The sequence below is a fragment of the Ruegeria sp. ANG-R genome (assembly GCF_000813985.1).
Taxonomy (GTDB): Bacteria; Pseudomonadota; Alphaproteobacteria; order Rhodobacterales; family Rhodobacteraceae; genus Ruegeria.
Genome location: NZ_JWLJ01000011.1, coordinates 373,240 through 389,936, shown reverse-complemented (window position 1 = coordinate 389,936; position 16,697 = coordinate 373,240). Strand labels below are relative to the sequence as shown.

Here is a 16,697-nt window from a genome sequence, read left to right as displayed (position 1 = left end):
TTCGTAAAGAACCCGTACCGCGCCTTGCCCTCTTTCAGCGTCGCATAAGCTTGCGGGCACAAAGCTTCCAGCTTCTCACCCACATTCTCGCCCCGCAAAATCACCTGGCCCATATGAGACACATCAAACACCGCCGCCTTCTCACGACACTGCTTGTGCTCCCCCATGATCCCCAGAGGATACTGAACAGGCATCTCCCACCCAGCAAAATCAACCAACTTACCTCCCAACTCAACATGCAAAGCGTGAAGAGGCGTGCGCTTTAGGGATGTCATGGCGGATACCGTCCTTATGTCTTCTGATCAGTTCGCATGTCCGCCAGTCTGACCCAAGTTACGCATATTGCAACGATTCAGCCCTGATTTCTGGCAATTCGCTTTCGTCGCGGCGGGTCTGTATACGGGCCCATGCATCAACAATGTTCCTATAGGAAACTTTTTTCCGTTAGGCAACACTCCTCATTCCGAAGCAGAAGGGTTGGCGTTCACCCAGCAAGACGTTGTATGCACCACCCCACCTACCTCAGGGCAACCTGCTGGAAAACTTGTATTTTCACTACGCCTTACGGCATGTCCTCACCGAGAGACTGAACGGCGTGCTCCAGCACTTCCAGGCCAGCGATCAGGTCATCCTCAGCCGTATCCTCGGCGAAATCGTGACTGATTCCATTGATCGAAGGCACGAAAAGCATCGCAACCGGCATCAGGCGTGAGACGTTGGTGGCATCGTGGAGCGCTCCTGACGGCATCCTGCGCCACCCGCCCGGGGCGACTGCCTGAGCGCCGCTTTCCAACGCGCCACGCAAGGCGGCATCCATGCCGACAGGCTCCAGCCCAAGCATCGGGCCGTAATCCAGTGCCATGCCCTGTTCCTCGGCCACCTGCTGTGCAGTGGACCGAATGATCTCTTCCATACGCAACAGCCGCTCGGCGTCGCCATCCCGCCATTGCATCGAGAACCGCACCCGCCCCGGCACGATGGACGATGCGTTCGGGTGAAGGTCGACGCGCCCGATGGTCCAGACCGTTTGTGGCGTCACTACATTCCGAAACCGGTCGTTGAGCCGCGTGTTGAACAAGGACAGAGCCTGAAAGGCATCGCGACGCAGATGCATGGGAGTAGTTCCGGCATGGTTCTGCTGCCCCTGGAAGGTGATAGCCATATCGCGGATGCCAACGATATCCGTGACCACTCCGATCTGTTCGCCAGCGGCATCCAGAGACGGCCCCTGTTCGATATGCATCTCGATAAAACCGCTGAATCGGGCGGGGTCGACGAAGCCCTGCGACAATTCTGCCATCGAGGACCGCGCGGTGCCAAAGCTGATACCCGCGCCATCGGTCAGGCCATCTGCCTTTTCCAGCGGCAATCCCCCTGACCAGACCGCCGACCCGGTTGTGACCCCGAACCGCCCTTCTTCATCCTGAAAGCTGACGGCCGAAATCGGCCTGCCACTGGATCGCGCAATTTCGAGCGCGGCGATCACGCCCAGCGCACCATCGAGCCAACCACCTTCGGGCTGACTGTCGGAATGCGATCCCATCAGAAGCGACCGCCCCTCGGCCAGCCCAAACAGATTGCCGACTGAGTCGAAATGCGGGGTCAGGCCAGCCTCGGCCATACGCTCGGCCAGCCACTGGCGTGCGGCGATGTCGGCCTCGGAATAGGCGGGTCGGACAACGCCTTTGCCTACGCCCGAGGCGCCAAATGTACGCAGCTTGTGCAGATCGGCCAGAAAACGGGTAGGGTCGACGGCCATTGCTCTCTCCGGCTAATTGTTCGGGACCGACAATAACCACAAACAGCCGAGGGGGCAGGCTTTTTTTCGACAAGTGCGAAACCCCTCTGGCACCGGCCCGGAACCTGCCCTAAGACCAAAGCGCAAGAGGGATCGACATGTCGCATATTACATTGGTGCGTCACGGGCAGGCCAACACAACCGCGCGGGACGAGATTAACTATGACAAGCTCAGCGATCTGGGCCATCAACAGGCCCGTTGGCTCGGCGCACATCTGAAAGACACGAAGGCTCACCATCCGCGCGTCTATTGTGGCACGCTGACCCGGCATGTTGAGACCACCGCCAGCATGGGCCTGGCGGAGCCGGTTCGCGACGCGCGGCTGAACGAGATCGAGTACTTCACCCTCGCGCAGTTGTTTCAGGACCAGCACGGCGTGACAATTCCGACTGATCGTGAGGGATTCGTCGAACACCTCCCCAAAACCTTTGCGGCCTGGGCCAACGGCGAGATTGCCGATACCCCGGAAACCTTCGAGGCGTTCGAAACGCGGGTTTCGGATGCATTGCAAGAGATCGGAACCGCAGGCGGACCTGCCATCGTTGTGACCTCGGGCGGGCTGATCTCGATGGTGGTGCGGCAGGCGATGGGGCTGGATATCCCGTCGATGGCGCGGGTGGCCCTTGCCATCATGAACACGTCGATGCATCGTCTGCACCCGATTGGTGCGCAACTGAGCCCGGTTCTGTTCAATGCGGTCCCCCATCTGGAAGCACCTGACCGGCATTTCGCGCAAACCCACCTGTAACCCCGGAGGCCCCCAATGCAGCTTTATTTTGCCCCGCGCACGATTTCGATCGCTGTAGCCATCGCGCTGGAGGAGGCCGGGCTGGAGTACGAAGCAATCCAGCTGGATTTTGCAGGGGGTGAGCAGACCCAGCCCGCCTACAAACAGATCAACCCCAAAGGCCGGGTTCCGGCACTGGTGGTTGACGGCGGCATCCTGACCGAAACCGGAGCGCTGCTGGAATATGTCGCAGCCAAGGCGCCCGAGGCCGGGCTGGTGCCTGACGATCCGGTCCTTGCGGCCCGGATGCGCGAAGTCATGTACTACCTCGCCTCGACCATGCATGTGAACCATGCACACAAATTGCGCGGACACCGCTGGGCCGACAAGACATCCAGTTGGAAGGACATGAAAGGCAAAGTCGCGCAAACGATGACTACGTCTTGTGAGTACATTTGCTCTAACGGGTTACGCGGGCCCTTAGTGCTGGGTGAGGCGTTTTCGCTGGCCGATGTATATCTGTACGTCGTCTGCAGCTGGCTGGAAGGCGATGGTGTCGATGTCTCGGCCTTTCCCAAGATCATCGCGTTCCGGGAAGCCATGGAGGCGCGCCCCTCTGTTCAGGCGGTACGCGCCGCCGGAATGCTCTGACAAAAGGAAATACGATGACACATCTCTGGGTCCGGGCAGAACAGCGCCCGAACGAGGAACGGGTGGGGTTGACCCCTGAAGGTGCCGCCGCGCTGATTGCCGCCGGTATTCGCGTGACGGTCGAGGACAGCTCGGTTCGCGCGATCCCTATCGATGGATACAAGGAAGCCGGGTGCGAGATTGCAGTCGAGAATTCCTGGCCCGAAGCCCCTCAGGACGCCATCATCTTCGGCCTGAAGGAGTTGCCCGAGGACGGCACGCCCCTTCCCCACCGCCACATCATGTTTGGCCACGCTTATAAGGGCCAGCATTCCGGCCGCGCGCTGCTGGAGCGGTTCAAGGCCGGTGGCGGCACGCTTTATGATCTGGAATACCTGGTCGAAGAAAACGGCCGCCGTGTTGCCGCCTTTGGCTATTGGGCCGGTTATGCGGGCGCTGCCGTCACACTCAAAACATGGGCCGCTCAGCAACGGGATGAGGAATGTCCACCGGTGGGTGTTTACTCCGGCAAAGACGCACTGAATTCCGAATTGCTGACCGAACTGGACGCCACCAATGTCGACCGCCCCCGTGCCATCGTCATTGGGGCATTGGGGCGCGTTGGAACGGGTGCCGCAGACCTGTGCGAAGCGATGGGCGTCAGCGTTACCAAGTGGGACATGGCCGAGACTGCAAGCGGCGGACCATTCCCTGAAATTCTAGACCATGACCTGTTTTTGAACTGCATCTTCGCCCGTCCCGGCACACCGGTCTTTGTCCCACGGTCGGCGCTGACCGCCTCGCGGAACCTTACAGCTATCGGCGATGTGGCCTGCGACCCGGACAGCGATTACAACCCGGTTCCGGTCTATGACCGCGCCACCACATGGGATGCCCCCGCCCTGCGCGTGGCCAGTGACCCGGTGATGGACGTAATGGCCATCGACAACCTGCCGTCGATGCTGCCGGTCGAAAGTTCCGAGGACTACGCGGCGCAATTGCTGCCGTCGTTGTCGACCCTCACCGATCTGGACAGCGGGGTCTGGGGTCGGGCAGAAGCAACTTACAAAACACATATCGAAGGGATCTGAGCGATGACGATTCACTGGTGTGGCACCGGCCTGTCGGCCATCCCGGGCCTGCGCCGTCTGATTGAAGGCGGGCATAAGGTCACCGTCTGGAACCGGACCGTTGAAAAGGCCAAGGCCGAGGTCGGAGACCTGACCGACGACATTCTTGCCTTTGACATTGAAGCTTTAGGCTCGGTGCTGGAGAAGGGTGACGTCATCGTATCGATGCTGCCCGGCGACTGGCATGTGCCGCTGGCGGAGCTTGCGATCTCGAAAGAAGCCAACTTTGTCTCATCTTCCTACATCGCTCCCGAAATGCGCGCTCTGGACGACAAGGCGCGTGAGGCCGGTGTCGCGCTGGTCAACGAGGTCGGGTTGGACCCGGGGATAGATCATTTGATGGCGCACGCTCTGGTCGCCGACTACCGCGCCTCTGATGCGTTCGATCCGCAAAATCACCTGAGCTTCATTTCTTATTGCGGCGGCATACCCAAGAACCCCAACCCGTTCCGTTATAAATTCAGCTGGTCGCCGTTGGGCGTGCTCAAAGCGCTGCGCTCGCCGTCGAAATCGGTCCGTGACTACGCCCCGCTGGATGTTGCCCGCCCCTGGGACGCGATCAGCAGCTATATCGCCCCCCTTCCAACGCCCGAAAGTTTTGAAGTCTACCCGAACCGTGACTCGATCCCCTTTATGCAGGAATACCAGTTCGAGGATCACTGGACCGTCAAGGAATTTGTCCGCGGTACCCTGCGCCTGAACGGCTGGGCCGACGCGTGGTCGGATGTATTCACCGAAATCGAAACCCTGTCGGGGCCAGAAGGCGATGCGCGCCTGAAAGAAATGTCCGATCAGTTCTGGGCCGAGAACGCTTATGATGAGGGCGAACCCGACCGTGTGGTCCTGTGCGTTGGGCTGAAGGCCGAGAAAGACGGCATCCCGGTCTGGCACAAAACCTATGTCATGGACGCCTGGGGCGATGCGCGCGGGACCGCCATGGCACGTCTTGTGTCCATTCCTGTTTCACTGGCCGTCGAAGCCGTTCTGAACCGCGCCATCCCGGCAGGCGTCCACGCCGCGCCGAGCGATCCGAAGCTGGTTCGGGATTGGATGGACGAGATCGATACGCTGGCGCAACATTTGCAGATCGTGAATCACACCGCCTGAAACACAAAAAGCCACTCCGAAGGTCTCGGAGTGGCTGTTTTGAGTGCTACTCAATCAGATGTATTGCGCGATCACGGCTTCGACATCGCTGCGGTTGATGCCCAATTCCGACAGATCGGTATCGGGAAGACGATTCAGCTCCTGCGCAGCGCAGACTATGTCGGCTCGGATCGCACGCATCTTCATTGCCCGGTCAAACAGCAACAATGCATTGGTTGACGGGTTTTGGTTCGGGGGTGTGTTGGCATCCAGCATACTCATTACCTCATGATACGTGTTCAAGTCAGCGGTCTGGCATCTGCACGCGGATCAGGCGTGCGCATGATAAGGCATGTTTTGGTAGACGTTTTGGTAAACACGATGCCTTATCTCGGCGCGCGGGATGCCGATATCGCGCAGTTCGCGATCGTTGAGCTTTTCAAGCGCGCGTATCGCTCTGCGATAGACCCGGTGGCGTTGCCATGCTGTTTTCACCTCGGGTCGGTCCATGAGTTGGCCGAAGAACAGATCCCGATGATCCGCCGCAGTTGCATTGACGTGTGCCATGTCGTTCTCCTCCAAGTTTCAGCGCCAGGGCTGGTGATGAACCTGATAAAAGAAGTCGACATTAAAGGTGCCGTAGCGGCACATTAAATTCTGTTAACGTCTGTTGAACGACCGATTCAGCGTTTGATCCGCTCCGACGATCGACTTGCAGCTGGTGTGGGACGCACAATTACATCAGATCGTTCTCGACATCCTCAGCGGATATTCCCAACGCATCCAACCCGTTCTCAAGATGGTCCGACAAGTGTGGTGTTCCGATCAGATAATCGGCACACGGGGTCGAAGCTTCTGACTTCGCCGTGGCAATGGCCTCAGCCAGATCCTCGGCGAAAAAGCTCTCGCGACCGATCCACATGACGGCCACCAGCTCCGCTTGTTCATCCTCGCCCATACGCTCGATGAATGCGCGCAATTCGCCCTCGGCCCGGTCCAGTTCACGCCCCATCATGGCGACCTGGGCGATTTTTCTTGCCGAGATTTCCAACATCTTTACCAGCTCCTCGTGTTCGCGGTTCCGGCCCATCTGAACGATCCAAGAGATGAGCGTCTTTGATCTTGCGCAAAGCGGCAGGCTTTACTGGCGCGACCGAGATACCGGCCGATCAGGGACCGGCGCGGTGCGGAACGGGCTGAACCGCGCCCGTTTGAACCACAGCTTCACCGCCTGCCAGTGGATCAGAAATACCGCCCGACGCGCCCCAAACGGACGCCGCCAAAGCGATCTTAGAATAACACGGTTGCTGAGCGGTTGGCGAGGGCCCGTCAGCGTCGCGATCAGGCCGCCGCGTTCGCGTCCATAGTCGATCCAGACGCCGACGCGCTCATCCCGATAGTCAAGCCGGAAGGTATAGGTGCCTTCGATCTTCTGAAACGGAGAAACATGCATCTGCTTGTCAGCCAGAATCCGGTCGGTGGGTGTGATCGGCGAAAGATCCGGCTTTTGGCACAGGTAGCTGTGGCGCGTGCCGTAAGTGTTGGTCACCTCGGCCACTACGGCATAAAGCTGATTTGCCTCATCAAAACAGAACCAGAAACTGACCGGATTGAATACATGTCCGAAAACGCGCGGTTGGGTCAACAGCGTTATCCTGGCGGGTTGCGCAACGCCTAGCGCAGCGAAGCACTCGCGCAGCCAGATCGCGCCGCGCCCCTGCCCGGGTTCGCCACCGTGATCGCGATCACGCCAGTTGGTCAGATTGGCGCCATTGATCGAAAACAACGATGGCGTCTTGGGGCAGGACTCCGGGTCGAGCAGAATGTAGTCGACCGAGTACCGAAACGCATTCTCAATCGTACCCTTCCGCCCGTGATAGGTATGACCCGCGATGTGATCGACGCTGTTCATGGTGCAGCTATTCCGTACTGCCTGCAAACTGTTCAAATGACATTCTTTTCCGCACGTCTTTTCTCATTACATTACGATAGATGGCGCGATTTGGATGAAAATTATTCCGTCAAACTGATCCACCTTGGGCCACGCCCCGTATTGTGGTTATGTTTACCGAGATCGACACCGCGACTTTGGACGAACCATTGGCCGAATGCGCCGCCAAGCCCGTCTGGCGCGGACCCAAACGGATCAAAGGCAAGCCGGTGAACGGACAAAACAAAACCTGCGAAATCAGGAAAGAGTGGGTCAGCCACGTGCGTCGCATTCGCGACACTCAGGATCAGGTAGCGTTTGCCGAACTGTTTCAGCATTTCGCGCCCCGCATAAAAGCGTTCCTGATCAAGTCCGGATCGGATGCCACGCTGGCCGAAGAATGCGCGCAAGAGGTCATGGCGACCCTATGGCACAAGGCACACCTGTTCGATCCGTCCCGGGCGACCGTGGCGACCTGGGTGTTCACGATTGCGCGGAATAAGCGCATCGATGTGTTGCGCAAGCAACGCCGCCCCGAACCTGAAGACCTCGGTTGGGGGCCAGAGGCGGAGCCCGAACAGGAAGACGTTCTGGCGCTGCAGCAGGAAACCGCGCAACTGCGTGATGCCATGGCGGCGTTGCCTGAGGCGCAAAGACAGCTGATCGAGAAGGCCTACTTCGGAGATCTGAGCCATCGAGAAATCGCATCTCAGACCGGGTTGCCCTTGGGGACGATCAAATCACGGATACGGCTGGCGCTGGACCGCTTGCGCCACGCGATGAACTGAGATGACGAGCATGAGAAACGAGATCAAACATCACCTGACAGACGACCTGCTGATGGCCTATGCCGCAGGCAATCTGCCCGAAGCGTTCGACCTGATGGTCGCGACGCATCTGTCATTGTGCGACCACTGCCGCGCCCGGGCCGAAAGCTTTGACGCCGTCGGTGGCTGTGTCTTGCAGGAACAGGATGCGTCTTCAAGCATGAGCGACGGGTCGCTGGCAGCAACAATGGCGTTGATTGCTCAGGGCACACCCAAGGCGAAACCCGCGCGCCCATCCTGTTCAGTTCTTCCGTCGCCGCTGCAGGATTATGTCGGCGGTGATGTGAACTCGATCAAATGGAAGCCCGTTGGCATGGGTGTCAAACAGGCAATTCTGCCGACGACCAGCGAAGCCACCGCACGGTTGTTGTTCATCCCTGCCGGAGCGGCGGTTCCGGATCACAGCCATAATGGCGTAGAACTGACGATGGTCCTGCAGGGTGCATTCTCCGACGAGATTGATCATTTCGCCCGCGGCGATGTCGAAATTGCCGACCAGACCATCCACCATACGCCCACGGCAGATATTTCTGAGGATTGCATTTGCTTGGCCGTCACCGACGCCCCGCTGAAGTTCAGCAAACTTATGCCGCGCCTGTTCCAGCCATTCCTTCGGATCTGAACCGTTGTGGTAGGGTCGCCTGTCGGTGGCAACCAAATGGGGGAATTCAATGTTCTTAAGGATGGCAGTCACAACGCTGTTGTTGGCTTTTGGAGCTAGCGTTTCCGCCCAGATGACGGCAGATGTGAAATTCCAACCGGGCAATTTCGGTACGATGGTGAATGGTACTGTCACCGGCGACGAGTATTTCGACTATAAACTGGGTGCCAAGGCAGGGCAGGAGATGTTCGCCGACCTTAAGGTCAGTGACACCAACGGCTATGGCGTGATCTATTTCAATATCCTGCCACCAAACAGCGATGGGGTCGCGATCTACAATGGTTCAATCGATGGCAATACCGCGCGGATCAGGCTTCCTGACGATGGCGACTACACCATACGTGTTTACCTGATGGGGAATGATCGCGACACGGACAAAACCGTCGGGTATAGTCTGGACCTTTCGATCCAGTAAGGCTCAGCCTTCGGTTTTTCCCAGTGGCACCACGTTGGAATGATCGTCCGGCGCAAGCTCTTCGAAATCGAAATTATCCAGCCGTTGCGCCCGGCGACCCGCCTTGTCCGCGCTGATCTTGATTTCCGAGATATCCTTAGCGGCCTGCCCGAAATGACGGTCGAGGTTGGATACGCGGTCGCCCAAACGCTCTACATCCTTGTGCAGCAGGCCCAGCTCTTTGCGGATCGCACCGGCCTGTTCGCGCATACGCGCATCTTTAAGGATCGCCCGCATGGTGTTCAGTGTCGCCATGCAAGTGGTGGGTGAAACGATCCAAACGCGTTTCGAAAAACTTTCCTGCACCAGCTCGGGGAACTTGGCGTGCAGCTCGGCATAGACGGCCTCGGACGGCAGGAACATTAGTGCACCATCAGCGGTTTCGCCATCCAGAATGTACTTTTCAGCAATATCGGTGATGTGCTTACGCACAGTGCTGCGGAACATCTGCACGGCAGCCTTGAACTCGGCGTCGTTGGTCGATCCGATCAGCGCCTCATAAGCTTCCAGCGGGAATTTACTGTCGATCACAATGGGGCCCGGCGGGTTGGGCAGATTGATCAGGCAATCCGCCCGCCGCCCGTTCGACAATGTCGCCTGCAGCTGAAAACTGTCCGATGGCAACGCCTTCGAGACGATATCGTTCAGCTGGATTTCCCCGAACGCTCCGCGCGTCTGTTTGTTCGACAGGATATCCTGCAGGCTCAGCACATCGCCCGATAATTTGGTGATGTTATCCTGCGCCTTGTCGATAGCCGCCAGGCGTTCCTGCAGCTGTGTCAGAGACGTCGCCGTCTGTTTCGATGATCCATGCAGCGATTCCTTCATCCGCTCCTGCATCTCGGCCAGCGCGCGGGCCGACTTCATCGCGTTATCCGCCAGCCGGTCATTCATCTGCTGTTGCACCGAAGACAGGCGGGATTCGACAGTTTGGATCACCTGCACCTGCGCATTGGCCTGCGTGTCCGAGACATGCTGCAACCCGCCGCGCAGTTGTTCCTGCCCTTGACCAAGCTGCTGTACATGCTGTCCCAGATGCGCCATCTGCCGCGCCAGTGGCTCCGCCATCCGGGCCGAGCGTTGTGACGCCCGAAGCGACAGAAACAGAAGCAGCAGGATCAATGCCACCACCCCGCCCACAGTCAAGATGACGGGGTCATTCAACGCATATTGGGTGCCAGCTATCTCGATCATGTCGCCTCGGATGTTCTTGTTTTATTCTTCATAGCCCGAGCGGGCCGGCGGATCAACTGCGGCCGAACAGGCGTTCGATATCGCTCAGCTTCAGTTCCACATATGTTGGCCGCCCGTGGTTGCATTGCCCGGAATGGGGTGTCGCCTCCATCTCGCGCAGCAGGGCGTTCATCTCTTCAGCCCGCATCCGGCGACCGGATCGGACCGAGCCATGGCAGGCCACCCGGCTCAGGATCGCCTCGATCCGCGCCTGCACCGTCTGGCTTTCGCCCTGATCGGCAAGCTCATCAAGGATATCGAGGATCATCGCGCGGGCATCGACCTCTCCCAATATGGCAGGAGTTTCGCGTACCGCGATAGCTCCACCGCCGAAGGGTTCGATGGTCAGGCCCAGACGGGACAGGTCCTCAGCGACGGCCATCAGTCGCGCACAATCCCCTTCAGTCAGATCGACAATTTCGGGGATCAAAAGCGCTTGTGCAGAAACGCCGTTCTCAGCCATCTGAGTCTTCAGCTTTTCGTAGACCAGACGTTCATGCGCCGCGTGTTGGTCCACGATCACCACGCCATCCGCTGTTTGAGCAATGATGTAGTTTTCGTGCACCTGCCCGCGTGCGGCGCCCAAGGGCAGATCCTGTGGTTCTTCCACCGGCGTGCTGTCGGGCACTGATTCAACGATGCGCCCACTGTAATCCTGCGACAGCTCCGCAAAACCCGGGGATTGCGCCCGATAGGCTGCTTGACGTGCTATGGGCGATGGACGGTCCATCTGATACACCCGCGCTGGCGCGGCGGGCGCAGGTTCGGGCCGCATCGCACCCAGGGTTGCGTTGGCCACCGTCGACGAGGCTCGGTGCCCGGCCTCGGCCAGTGCATGACGCAGACTGGACACGATCAAGCCGCGCGCGAGACCCGGATCGCGGAATCGCACCTCGGATTTCGCCGGATGCACGTTCACATCCACCAGCGTCGGATCGCAGTCGATGAACAGCGCCGCCGCCGGATGCCGGTCACGGCTGAGGAAATCGAAATAGGCCGCACGCAGGGCACCGGTCAGCATCTTGTCCCGCACCGGTCGTCCGTTGACGAACAGATACTGCGCCACGGCAGCCCCACGCGAATAGGTCGGCAGCGCCGCATAGCCATATAACCTGAGCCCTTCGCGTGTGGCATCGATCTGCAAAGCATTCTCGGCGAATTCACGACCAAGAACGCGCGCCAATCGGGCGTGCAGCGCATCAAACAGATCGCCATTCTCGCGGTCGGCGCGGAAGGTCACGCGCCCTTCTCCCCCGCCCGATACATCACGCAGGGTGAACGCAACAGCAGGCTCAGCCATCGCCAATCGCTTCACAATGTCCGAGATCGCCTGTGTCTCGGCCCGGTCCGTGCGCATGAATTTCAGCCGTGCCGGCGTGGCGTAGAACAGGTCTCGCAATTCTACAACGGTCCCAGCACGCAGGGCTGCGGGCCTTACTGCGTCCATCTTGCCACCCGATACGCAGATCGAGGCGGCGTCAGACCCCGGTACGCGACTGCTGATGGTCAGACGCCCCACAGCCCCCAGCGATGGTAGCGCCTCACCGCGAAACCCAAATGTGTGGATATTCAGAAGATCTGATCCGTCAATCTTCGAGGTCGCATGGCGCGACAGCGCCAGCGGCAAATCCTCGGCGGCAATCCCGCACCCATCATCGGTGACTCGAATCAGGGTCTTGCCGCCATCCGCAATATCGATGGCAATACGCGCGGCCCCGGCATCAATGGCGTTTTCGACCAGTTCCTTGACCGCTGAGGCCGGTCGTTCCACAACCTCACCCGCCGCAATCCGGTTGATAGCGGCATCGTCAAGCTGTCGGATCACCGGGCGATTGTCGCTGATATTGGGGTCCGCATTCATCATACCGCTATACCTAGCACAGGTACGCGCGATTCGACCACAGGTTTGAAGGGATGCGATAGGGCCTTGAACAAGGTGTCCGGCCAGTGGGACCGCGCCGATAAGGGGGTAGCGACTAAGGTCAGAACTGGCCGGACAAACCAAAGTGAGTGGTGGTCATGCGGTTAACAATTGAAGGTTTCGTACCACGCGATTCGGAATAAATCCCGTTAAGATTGAGCTATTGTTTCCATTTGGCGAAGTTTAGCCGAAACCATGCGCGAGCCATTGGCGTGAATATGCCAAGTCAAGCGCCACCTGGCGCTCCGGCGCGGGTTCGGCACGGGCCAAAGACGGCAGCCAGCGCCAGCAGCAAGCCCGATACTGTCGCAATCATGCCCGCAGCACTGACAGCATCGGCGCCACCCAGCCACAGGGGACCATACCCCGCCAGCACATAGCCGGACATCGCGGAAACCGTGGCGAACAGAACGCTCCAGGCGATCTGGGATTCGAGCCGGTTGGTCATCATCCGGGCCGCAGCCGGCGGGCAAATGAACATGGCGATAACGATGATCGAACCCACGGCGTCAAAGGCCGCCACAGCTGCAATCGCCGCAGTGATCACCAGTGCCATCCCCAGCACGCCGGTTCGGATACCGATGGTACGGGCAAAGCCTTCGTCGAAGGTTGAGATTTTGAGCGGCCGCCAGAACAGCCATGTAAACAGGATGACCCCCGCCAACGTCAGCGCGATGCGTGGCAATTCGGGCGGCAGCCCGGCCAGTGCCTGCACATCCAGCACCGAGGACCAGCCCGTCGCATCCAGCCAGATCAGGCTCTCCAGATTGCCATAGAGCGCATGTTCCACGTCCAGATGAACGGTCGAGGTATCGGTCTGCTCAAGCAGCAGAACGCCGCCCGCGAACATGGTTGTGAACACAACGCCCATCGCGGCGCCGGGCTCGATCTGACCCAATCGCCGGATGGCCTCAATCATCACCACGGCGACAACGGCGGCACCGGCCGCGCCCAGCATCATCGGCCAAGTCGAGATCGCCCCCGTCAGCAGAAACGCAACGACAATACCGGGCAATACCACATGACTGATCGCATCGCCGATCAGAGCCTGTTTGCGCAGCACCAGAAAATTCCCGGGCAGCGCGCAGGCGATGGCCGCAAATGTCCCGATCAACAAAGGCGTCAGCGACAGGGGGACGAATTCTTCACCGCTCATGACGTGACCTCCTGCGGACCACCGATACGGCGGTCGATCTCGGCGATCTGATCGCGCGTCAGAACCGTCTCGATATCGCGCAGCCCATCATACAGCGCCGCGGTCGCCTCGTGCGCCTGATCGGCACGCACGATTTCCCATCGCTTTTCATCCCGCAGGGCCTTGGCCGCGCACGCTTTCCCGGCCTCCGTCGCCACGCCATCGGCGCGCACGACGCCCGCGCGGCACAACAGGCGAATGGTCAGGGGTTCATATATTTTCTGCCCCTGCGCCAATGCCAGCAACCCTTGCCGGATATGCACGCGGCGCTGGAACCGCAGATGGCGCAGAACGGCAGCCAGCACGCCTCGAACCGGCGCAAGCAGCCATGACAGAGCAAAGAACCCAAAGCTGACCAGAACGATGATCGGGCCGGTCGGCAGATTCGGTGCCGAGGCGGACAGCGCCGCCCCAAGGTAACCCGCAAGACCACCGACCAGCCCCGCCAGCACCACCACTCGGTCAGATCGGTCAGTCCAGAATCGTGCGGTCACTGGCGGAATGATCAGCAGAGCGACGATCAGAATCAGCCCAACAATCTTCAACCCGACAACGGTGACGGCCATGACAAGCCCCATCATCATCAGATCGATGCGGTGCATGGGCAGCCCACGAGCTACCGCATATTCGGGATCAAAGGCCACCATCATCATCGGGCGGCGGATAATCATCACCAGCGCCAACGTCGCCGCACCGCCGACTGCAATGACCAGAGCATCCGCCCAGAGCATACCTGCGGTTGACCCCAGCAAGAACCCTTCCAATCCGGCCTGCCGACCAACACCCATGGATTGAATGACAGTCAGCAGAACGACGCCAAACCCGAAGAACACCGACAGAACTGCGCCGATGGCGGCATCTTCCGCAAGCCGTGTATGGCGTGTCAGCCAGTTCATGCACAGCAGACCCACCCATGCGGATAAAGCCGAACCAGCAAGCAGGCCAATCAGATTGCGCCCATCGCCGCCGAAAGCCACCAGCGCCATGAAAGCAAGGCAAACCCCCGGCAGGGTCGCATGGCTGATGGCATCGCTGACCAACGCGCGTTTACGCAGGAAAAGAAACGTGCCTGTCACACCTGCTGAAATGCCCAGCAATGTCGCACCGATAGCGACCAGCGTGGCATTATAGCCAAGCTGCAAAGTCAGGGCCTGCCAAAGCATGGGTTATCCCAACGCGCGCGAGATTTGATCGATCTGGGCCGTTGCGAGACGCCCGCCATATGCGGCTTGCAGCGTTTCGGCGGTAAAGGCCTGCGCCACCGGCCCCTCGGCCACTTTTCGGGTGTTGATCAGGAATACATGGTCAAAGTAATCCGTGACGGTGGCCAGATCATGATGCACCACAACAACGGTCTTACCCGCCTCTTTCAGCGATTTCAGCACGGCGATGATGGCCTTCTCGGTCGCGGCGTCGACCCCAGCAAAAGGCTCGTCCAGCAAATACAGATCGGCATCCTGGGCCAGTGCACGCGCGAGAAAGACCCGTTGCTGCTGGCCACCCGAGAGCTGCCCGATCTGACGGTCGGAAAATTCCCGCATTCCAACGCGGTTCAGACAATCCATCGCGCGTGCCATATGACGCGCGCGAACACGGCCCAACAGCCCCAACTGACGCGACAAGCCCATCAGCACCACGTCAATCACGCGCGTCGGAAAATCCCAGTCCACACTGGCGCGTTGCGGTACATAGGCGATGCGGGCGCGTTGGTCCTCAAGCGGCTGACCAAACACGGTCACCAGACCGGACAGAGGCGATACAATCCCCAAAGCGGCCTTGAGCAAGGTCGATTTACCAGCCCCGTTCGGCCCGATGATCGCGGTCATCGCTCCCGGCTGCACTGCCATATCAACCGAGAACACCGCAGGCTTTTGCCCGTAAGAGACCGTCAGTCCACGAATGGCGAGCGGGCTGTAATCGACGCCCTGCTCTTCGACCGAAACCCCCTGAACTGTGGCAAGTTCCAACATGACTCAGAACCCCGCCGACAATCTGCCGTTCATGCCACGCTCTGGCACATCCGCACCCAGCGCTCCTGCAATCACGGTAATGTTGTGATCCAGCATACCGATATAGGTTCCCTCGTAGGTGCCGGGCTCGCCCATGGCATCGGAATAGAGCTCTCCGCCAACGCCCACATCGTGACCTTCTGCCGCGGCGCCCTCGATCAGGGCGCGCATTGAACGGTCAGAGACCGAACTTTCCACAAAAACCGCCTTCAGCTGTTGATCTACAAGCGTGTCGACCAGCTCTCCGATCCGGTTCAACCCCGCTTCGGACTGGGTTGAAATACCCTGAACGCCCAGCACGTCATATCCGAATTCCTCGCCGAAATAGCCAAACGCGTCATGCGCGGTCACCAATACCCGGTCATTCTCGGGAACCGAGGCCAGCGCCTGTTTGCCATAGGCATCCAGCTGGTCGATCTCGGCCAGAAACGCCTGCGTGTTGGCTGCAAACTCATCTGCCGCTTCGGGACGGGCTTTGGTGAGCGCCTCTTGCACCTCGATCACCACATCGCGCCACAGAGCAGGGCTCATCCACACGTGAGGATCGTATTTGTCGGCGTAATCGTCATGGGCGCGCAGTTTCGATGTGTCGAGGCCATCCGCCACGGCGACCACCGTCCGCTTGCGCCCCAGATCGTCAAAGAAGTCTTCCATCTGCGCTTCCAGATAGAGACCGTGCCACAACACCAGATCGGCCCGGGTCATCGCCAGGATATCGGTGCGGGTCTGGCGGTAGGCGTGTGGGTCGACACCTGGGCCCATCAAGCCTTTGACCTCAACCTGATCGCCGCCGACTTGACGGGCCGCATCGGCAATCATGCCGGTGGTGGCGACCACTTTCAGTGGTGCCTCGGCCATGGCGACAGCCGGCAATGCAGCTACGAACGCCAATGCTGCAAGAAAGGTGCGACGAATCATGTCCGACTCCGTTCAGGTGTCCTGCTACACTCAAATATGAGAACCATTCGCAACTAAGTCAATGCAAATGCGAATTATTCGCAAGAAAACCCATATTTTTGTCCATTTGGTCAAAATTTTACCACTTCCGGCTATTGGCACACCTTCCCTTTCGCCGCGTCCCATGCGAATTTGACG

General features: G+C 59.4%; 18 protein-coding genes and 1 pseudogene. 7 read left to right on the top strand and 12 right to left on the bottom strand.

The features are described 5' to 3' along the window. A pseudogene (gcvT, locus tag RA27_RS20280) lies at nucleotides 1-275 on the bottom strand (glycine cleavage system aminomethyltransferase GcvT); the annotation flags it as partial. Between the two features lie 287 nt (nucleotides 276-562). Further along, a complete protein-coding gene (locus RA27_RS20275; RefSeq protein WP_039543174.1) occupies nucleotides 563-1,759 on the bottom strand; it encodes a Zn-dependent hydrolase in 1,197 nt (398 codons plus the stop codon). Between the two features lie 137 nt (nucleotides 1,760-1,896). On the opposite strand from RA27_RS20275, the gene RA27_RS20270 reads away from it, so the two are divergent. Genes RA27_RS20270 through RA27_RS20255 form a run of 4 tightly spaced genes read left to right on the top strand, consistent with a single transcriptional unit; the run spans nucleotide 1,897 to nucleotide 5,393 of the window. After that, nucleotides 1,897-2,547: a histidine phosphatase family protein gene (locus RA27_RS20270; RefSeq protein ID WP_039543172.1), complete on the top strand. Its 651-nt coding sequence runs from the start codon at nucleotides 1,897-1,899 to the stop codon at nucleotides 2,545-2,547. Between the two features lie 15 nt (nucleotides 2,548-2,562). Then, nucleotides 2,563-3,177, top strand: a complete 615-nt coding sequence (locus RA27_RS20265) for a glutathione S-transferase family protein (protein WP_039543171.1) — start codon at nucleotides 2,563-2,565, stop codon at nucleotides 3,175-3,177. Between the two features lie 14 nt (nucleotides 3,178-3,191). Continuing rightward, nucleotides 3,192-4,247, top strand: coding sequence for a saccharopine dehydrogenase (locus RA27_RS20260; protein ID WP_039543169.1), 1,056 nt, complete (start codon nucleotides 3,192-3,194; stop codon nucleotides 4,245-4,247). Nucleotides 4,248-4,250: 3 nt separating this feature from the next. Then, a complete protein-coding gene (locus RA27_RS20255) occupies nucleotides 4,251-5,393 on the top strand; it encodes a saccharopine dehydrogenase family protein (RefSeq protein ID WP_039543168.1) in 1,143 nt (380 codons plus the stop codon). Nucleotides 5,394-5,447: 54 nt separating this feature from the next. Here RA27_RS20255 and RA27_RS20250 read toward each other — a convergent pair whose 3' ends face one another. The 4 genes from RA27_RS20250 to RA27_RS20235 form a co-directional block, all read right to left on the bottom strand. Continuing rightward, entirely contained in the window at nucleotides 5,448-5,648 is a 201-nt protein-coding gene (locus RA27_RS20250) for a DUF1127 domain-containing protein (protein ID WP_039543166.1), read from the bottom strand. A gap of 54 nt (nucleotides 5,649-5,702) precedes the next feature. Continuing rightward, a complete protein-coding gene (locus RA27_RS20245) occupies nucleotides 5,703-5,939 on the bottom strand; it encodes a DUF1127 domain-containing protein (RefSeq protein ID WP_039543165.1) in 237 nt (78 codons plus the stop codon). 169 nt (nucleotides 5,940-6,108) lie between these two features. After that, a complete protein-coding gene (locus RA27_RS20240) occupies nucleotides 6,109-6,426 on the bottom strand; it encodes a DUF3775 domain-containing protein (RefSeq protein ID WP_039543249.1) in 318 nt (105 codons plus the stop codon). 87 nt (nucleotides 6,427-6,513) lie between these two features. Next, complete coding sequence (locus RA27_RS20235; protein ID WP_039543164.1) at nucleotides 6,514-7,284, bottom strand: DUF1365 domain-containing protein; 771 nt, start codon at nucleotides 7,282-7,284, stop codon at nucleotides 6,514-6,516. A 149-nt stretch (nucleotides 7,285-7,433) separates the two neighbouring features. Here RA27_RS20235 and RA27_RS20230 point away from each other — a divergent pair, with 149 nt between their 5' ends. From RA27_RS20230 to RA27_RS20220, 3 genes are read left to right on the top strand one after another with little or no spacing between them, the layout of a single operon-like run. Continuing rightward, on the top strand, nucleotides 7,434-8,090 hold the full coding sequence (locus tag RA27_RS20230) for a sigma-70 family RNA polymerase sigma factor (RefSeq protein WP_039543161.1): 657 nt from the start codon (nucleotides 7,434-7,436) through the stop codon (nucleotides 8,088-8,090). 10 nt (nucleotides 8,091-8,100) lie between these two features. Continuing rightward, a complete protein-coding gene (locus tag RA27_RS20225) occupies nucleotides 8,101-8,751 on the top strand; it encodes a ChrR family anti-sigma-E factor (protein ID WP_039543160.1) in 651 nt (216 codons plus the stop codon). Between the two features lie 49 nt (nucleotides 8,752-8,800). Next, nucleotides 8,801-9,205, top strand: a complete 405-nt coding sequence (locus RA27_RS20220) for a hypothetical protein (protein WP_039543159.1) — start codon at nucleotides 8,801-8,803, stop codon at nucleotides 9,203-9,205. 3 nt (nucleotides 9,206-9,208) lie between these two features. Here the strand turns inward: RA27_RS20220 and rmuC are convergent, their stop codons facing one another. The 6 genes from rmuC to RA27_RS20190 form a co-directional block, all read right to left on the bottom strand. After that, entirely contained in the window at nucleotides 9,209-10,438 is a 1,230-nt protein-coding gene (gene rmuC, locus RA27_RS20215; RefSeq protein ID WP_039543158.1) for a DNA recombination protein RmuC, read from the bottom strand. A 52-nt stretch (nucleotides 10,439-10,490) separates the two neighbouring features. Further along, complete coding sequence (mutL, locus tag RA27_RS20210) at nucleotides 10,491-12,341, bottom strand: DNA mismatch repair endonuclease MutL (RefSeq protein ID WP_039543156.1); 1,851 nt, start codon at nucleotides 12,339-12,341, stop codon at nucleotides 10,491-10,493. 283 nt (nucleotides 12,342-12,624) lie between these two features. Then, the gene (locus RA27_RS20205) at nucleotides 12,625-13,554 is read right to left on the bottom strand and encodes a metal ABC transporter permease (protein WP_039543155.1); all 930 of its coding nucleotides are present in this window, start codon (nucleotides 13,552-13,554) and stop codon (nucleotides 12,625-12,627) included. Next, a complete protein-coding gene (locus tag RA27_RS20200; RefSeq protein ID WP_039543154.1) occupies nucleotides 13,551-14,756 on the bottom strand; it encodes a metal ABC transporter permease in 1,206 nt (401 codons plus the stop codon). The genes RA27_RS20205 and RA27_RS20200 overlap by 4 nt, the downstream gene beginning before the upstream one ends. Nucleotides 14,757-14,759: 3 nt before the next feature. Next, the gene (locus tag RA27_RS20195) at nucleotides 14,760-15,563 is read right to left on the bottom strand and encodes a metal ABC transporter ATP-binding protein (RefSeq protein ID WP_039543153.1); all 804 of its coding nucleotides are present in this window, start codon (nucleotides 15,561-15,563) and stop codon (nucleotides 14,760-14,762) included. A gap of 3 nt (nucleotides 15,564-15,566) precedes the next feature. Further along, nucleotides 15,567-16,520, bottom strand: coding sequence for a zinc ABC transporter substrate-binding protein (locus RA27_RS20190; protein ID WP_039543151.1), 954 nt, complete (start codon nucleotides 16,518-16,520; stop codon nucleotides 15,567-15,569). Between the last annotated feature and the right edge of the window lie 177 nt (nucleotides 16,521-16,697).

What these genes read in the sequence shown, in the direction of transcription:
- RA27_RS20270 (WP_039543172.1), top strand. Translation starts at nt 1,897, where the DNA reads ATGTCGCATATTACATTGGTGCGTCACGGGCAGGCCAACACAACCGCG.
- RA27_RS20240 (WP_039543249.1), bottom strand. Translation starts at nt 6,426, where the DNA reads ATGTTGGAAATCTCGGCAAGAAAAATCGCCCAGGTCGCCATGATGGGG.
- RA27_RS20200 (WP_039543154.1), bottom strand. Translation starts at nt 14,756, where the DNA reads ATGCTTTGGCAGGCCCTGACTTTGCAGCTTGGCTATAATGCCACGCTG.
- rmuC (WP_039543158.1), bottom strand. Translation starts at nt 10,438, where the DNA reads ATGATCGAGATAGCTGGCACCCAATATGCGTTGAATGACCCCGTCATC.
- RA27_RS20195 (WP_039543153.1), bottom strand. Translation starts at nt 15,563, where the DNA reads ATGTTGGAACTTGCCACAGTTCAGGGGGTTTCGGTCGAAGAGCAGGGC.
- RA27_RS20230 (WP_039543161.1), top strand. Translation starts at nt 7,434, where the DNA reads ATGTTTACCGAGATCGACACCGCGACTTTGGACGAACCATTGGCCGAA.
- RA27_RS20205 (WP_039543155.1), bottom strand. Translation starts at nt 13,554, where the DNA reads ATGAGCGGTGAAGAATTCGTCCCCCTGTCGCTGACGCCTTTGTTGATC.
- RA27_RS20275 (WP_039543174.1), bottom strand. Translation starts at nt 1,759, where the DNA reads ATGGCCGTCGACCCTACCCGTTTTCTGGCCGATCTGCACAAGCTGCGT.
- RA27_RS20255 (WP_039543168.1), top strand. Translation starts at nt 4,251, where the DNA reads ATGACGATTCACTGGTGTGGCACCGGCCTGTCGGCCATCCCGGGCCTG.
- RA27_RS20260 (WP_039543169.1), top strand. Translation starts at nt 3,192, where the DNA reads ATGACACATCTCTGGGTCCGGGCAGAACAGCGCCCGAACGAGGAACGG.
- RA27_RS20190 (WP_039543151.1), bottom strand. Translation starts at nt 16,520, where the DNA reads ATGATTCGTCGCACCTTTCTTGCAGCATTGGCGTTCGTAGCTGCATTG.
- RA27_RS20250 (WP_039543166.1), bottom strand. Translation starts at nt 5,648, where the DNA reads ATGCTGGATGCCAACACACCCCCGAACCAAAACCCGTCAACCAATGCA.
- RA27_RS20245 (WP_039543165.1), bottom strand. Translation starts at nt 5,939, where the DNA reads ATGGCACACGTCAATGCAACTGCGGCGGATCATCGGGATCTGTTCTTC.
- RA27_RS20265 (WP_039543171.1), top strand. Translation starts at nt 2,563, where the DNA reads ATGCAGCTTTATTTTGCCCCGCGCACGATTTCGATCGCTGTAGCCATC.
- RA27_RS20225 (WP_039543160.1), top strand. Translation starts at nt 8,101, where the DNA reads ATGAGAAACGAGATCAAACATCACCTGACAGACGACCTGCTGATGGCC.
- RA27_RS20220 (WP_039543159.1), top strand. Translation starts at nt 8,801, where the DNA reads ATGTTCTTAAGGATGGCAGTCACAACGCTGTTGTTGGCTTTTGGAGCT.
- mutL (WP_039543156.1), bottom strand. Translation starts at nt 12,341, where the DNA reads ATGATGAATGCGGACCCCAATATCAGCGACAATCGCCCGGTGATCCGA.
- RA27_RS20235 (WP_039543164.1), bottom strand. Translation starts at nt 7,284, where the DNA reads ATGAACAGCGTCGATCACATCGCGGGTCATACCTATCACGGGCGGAAG.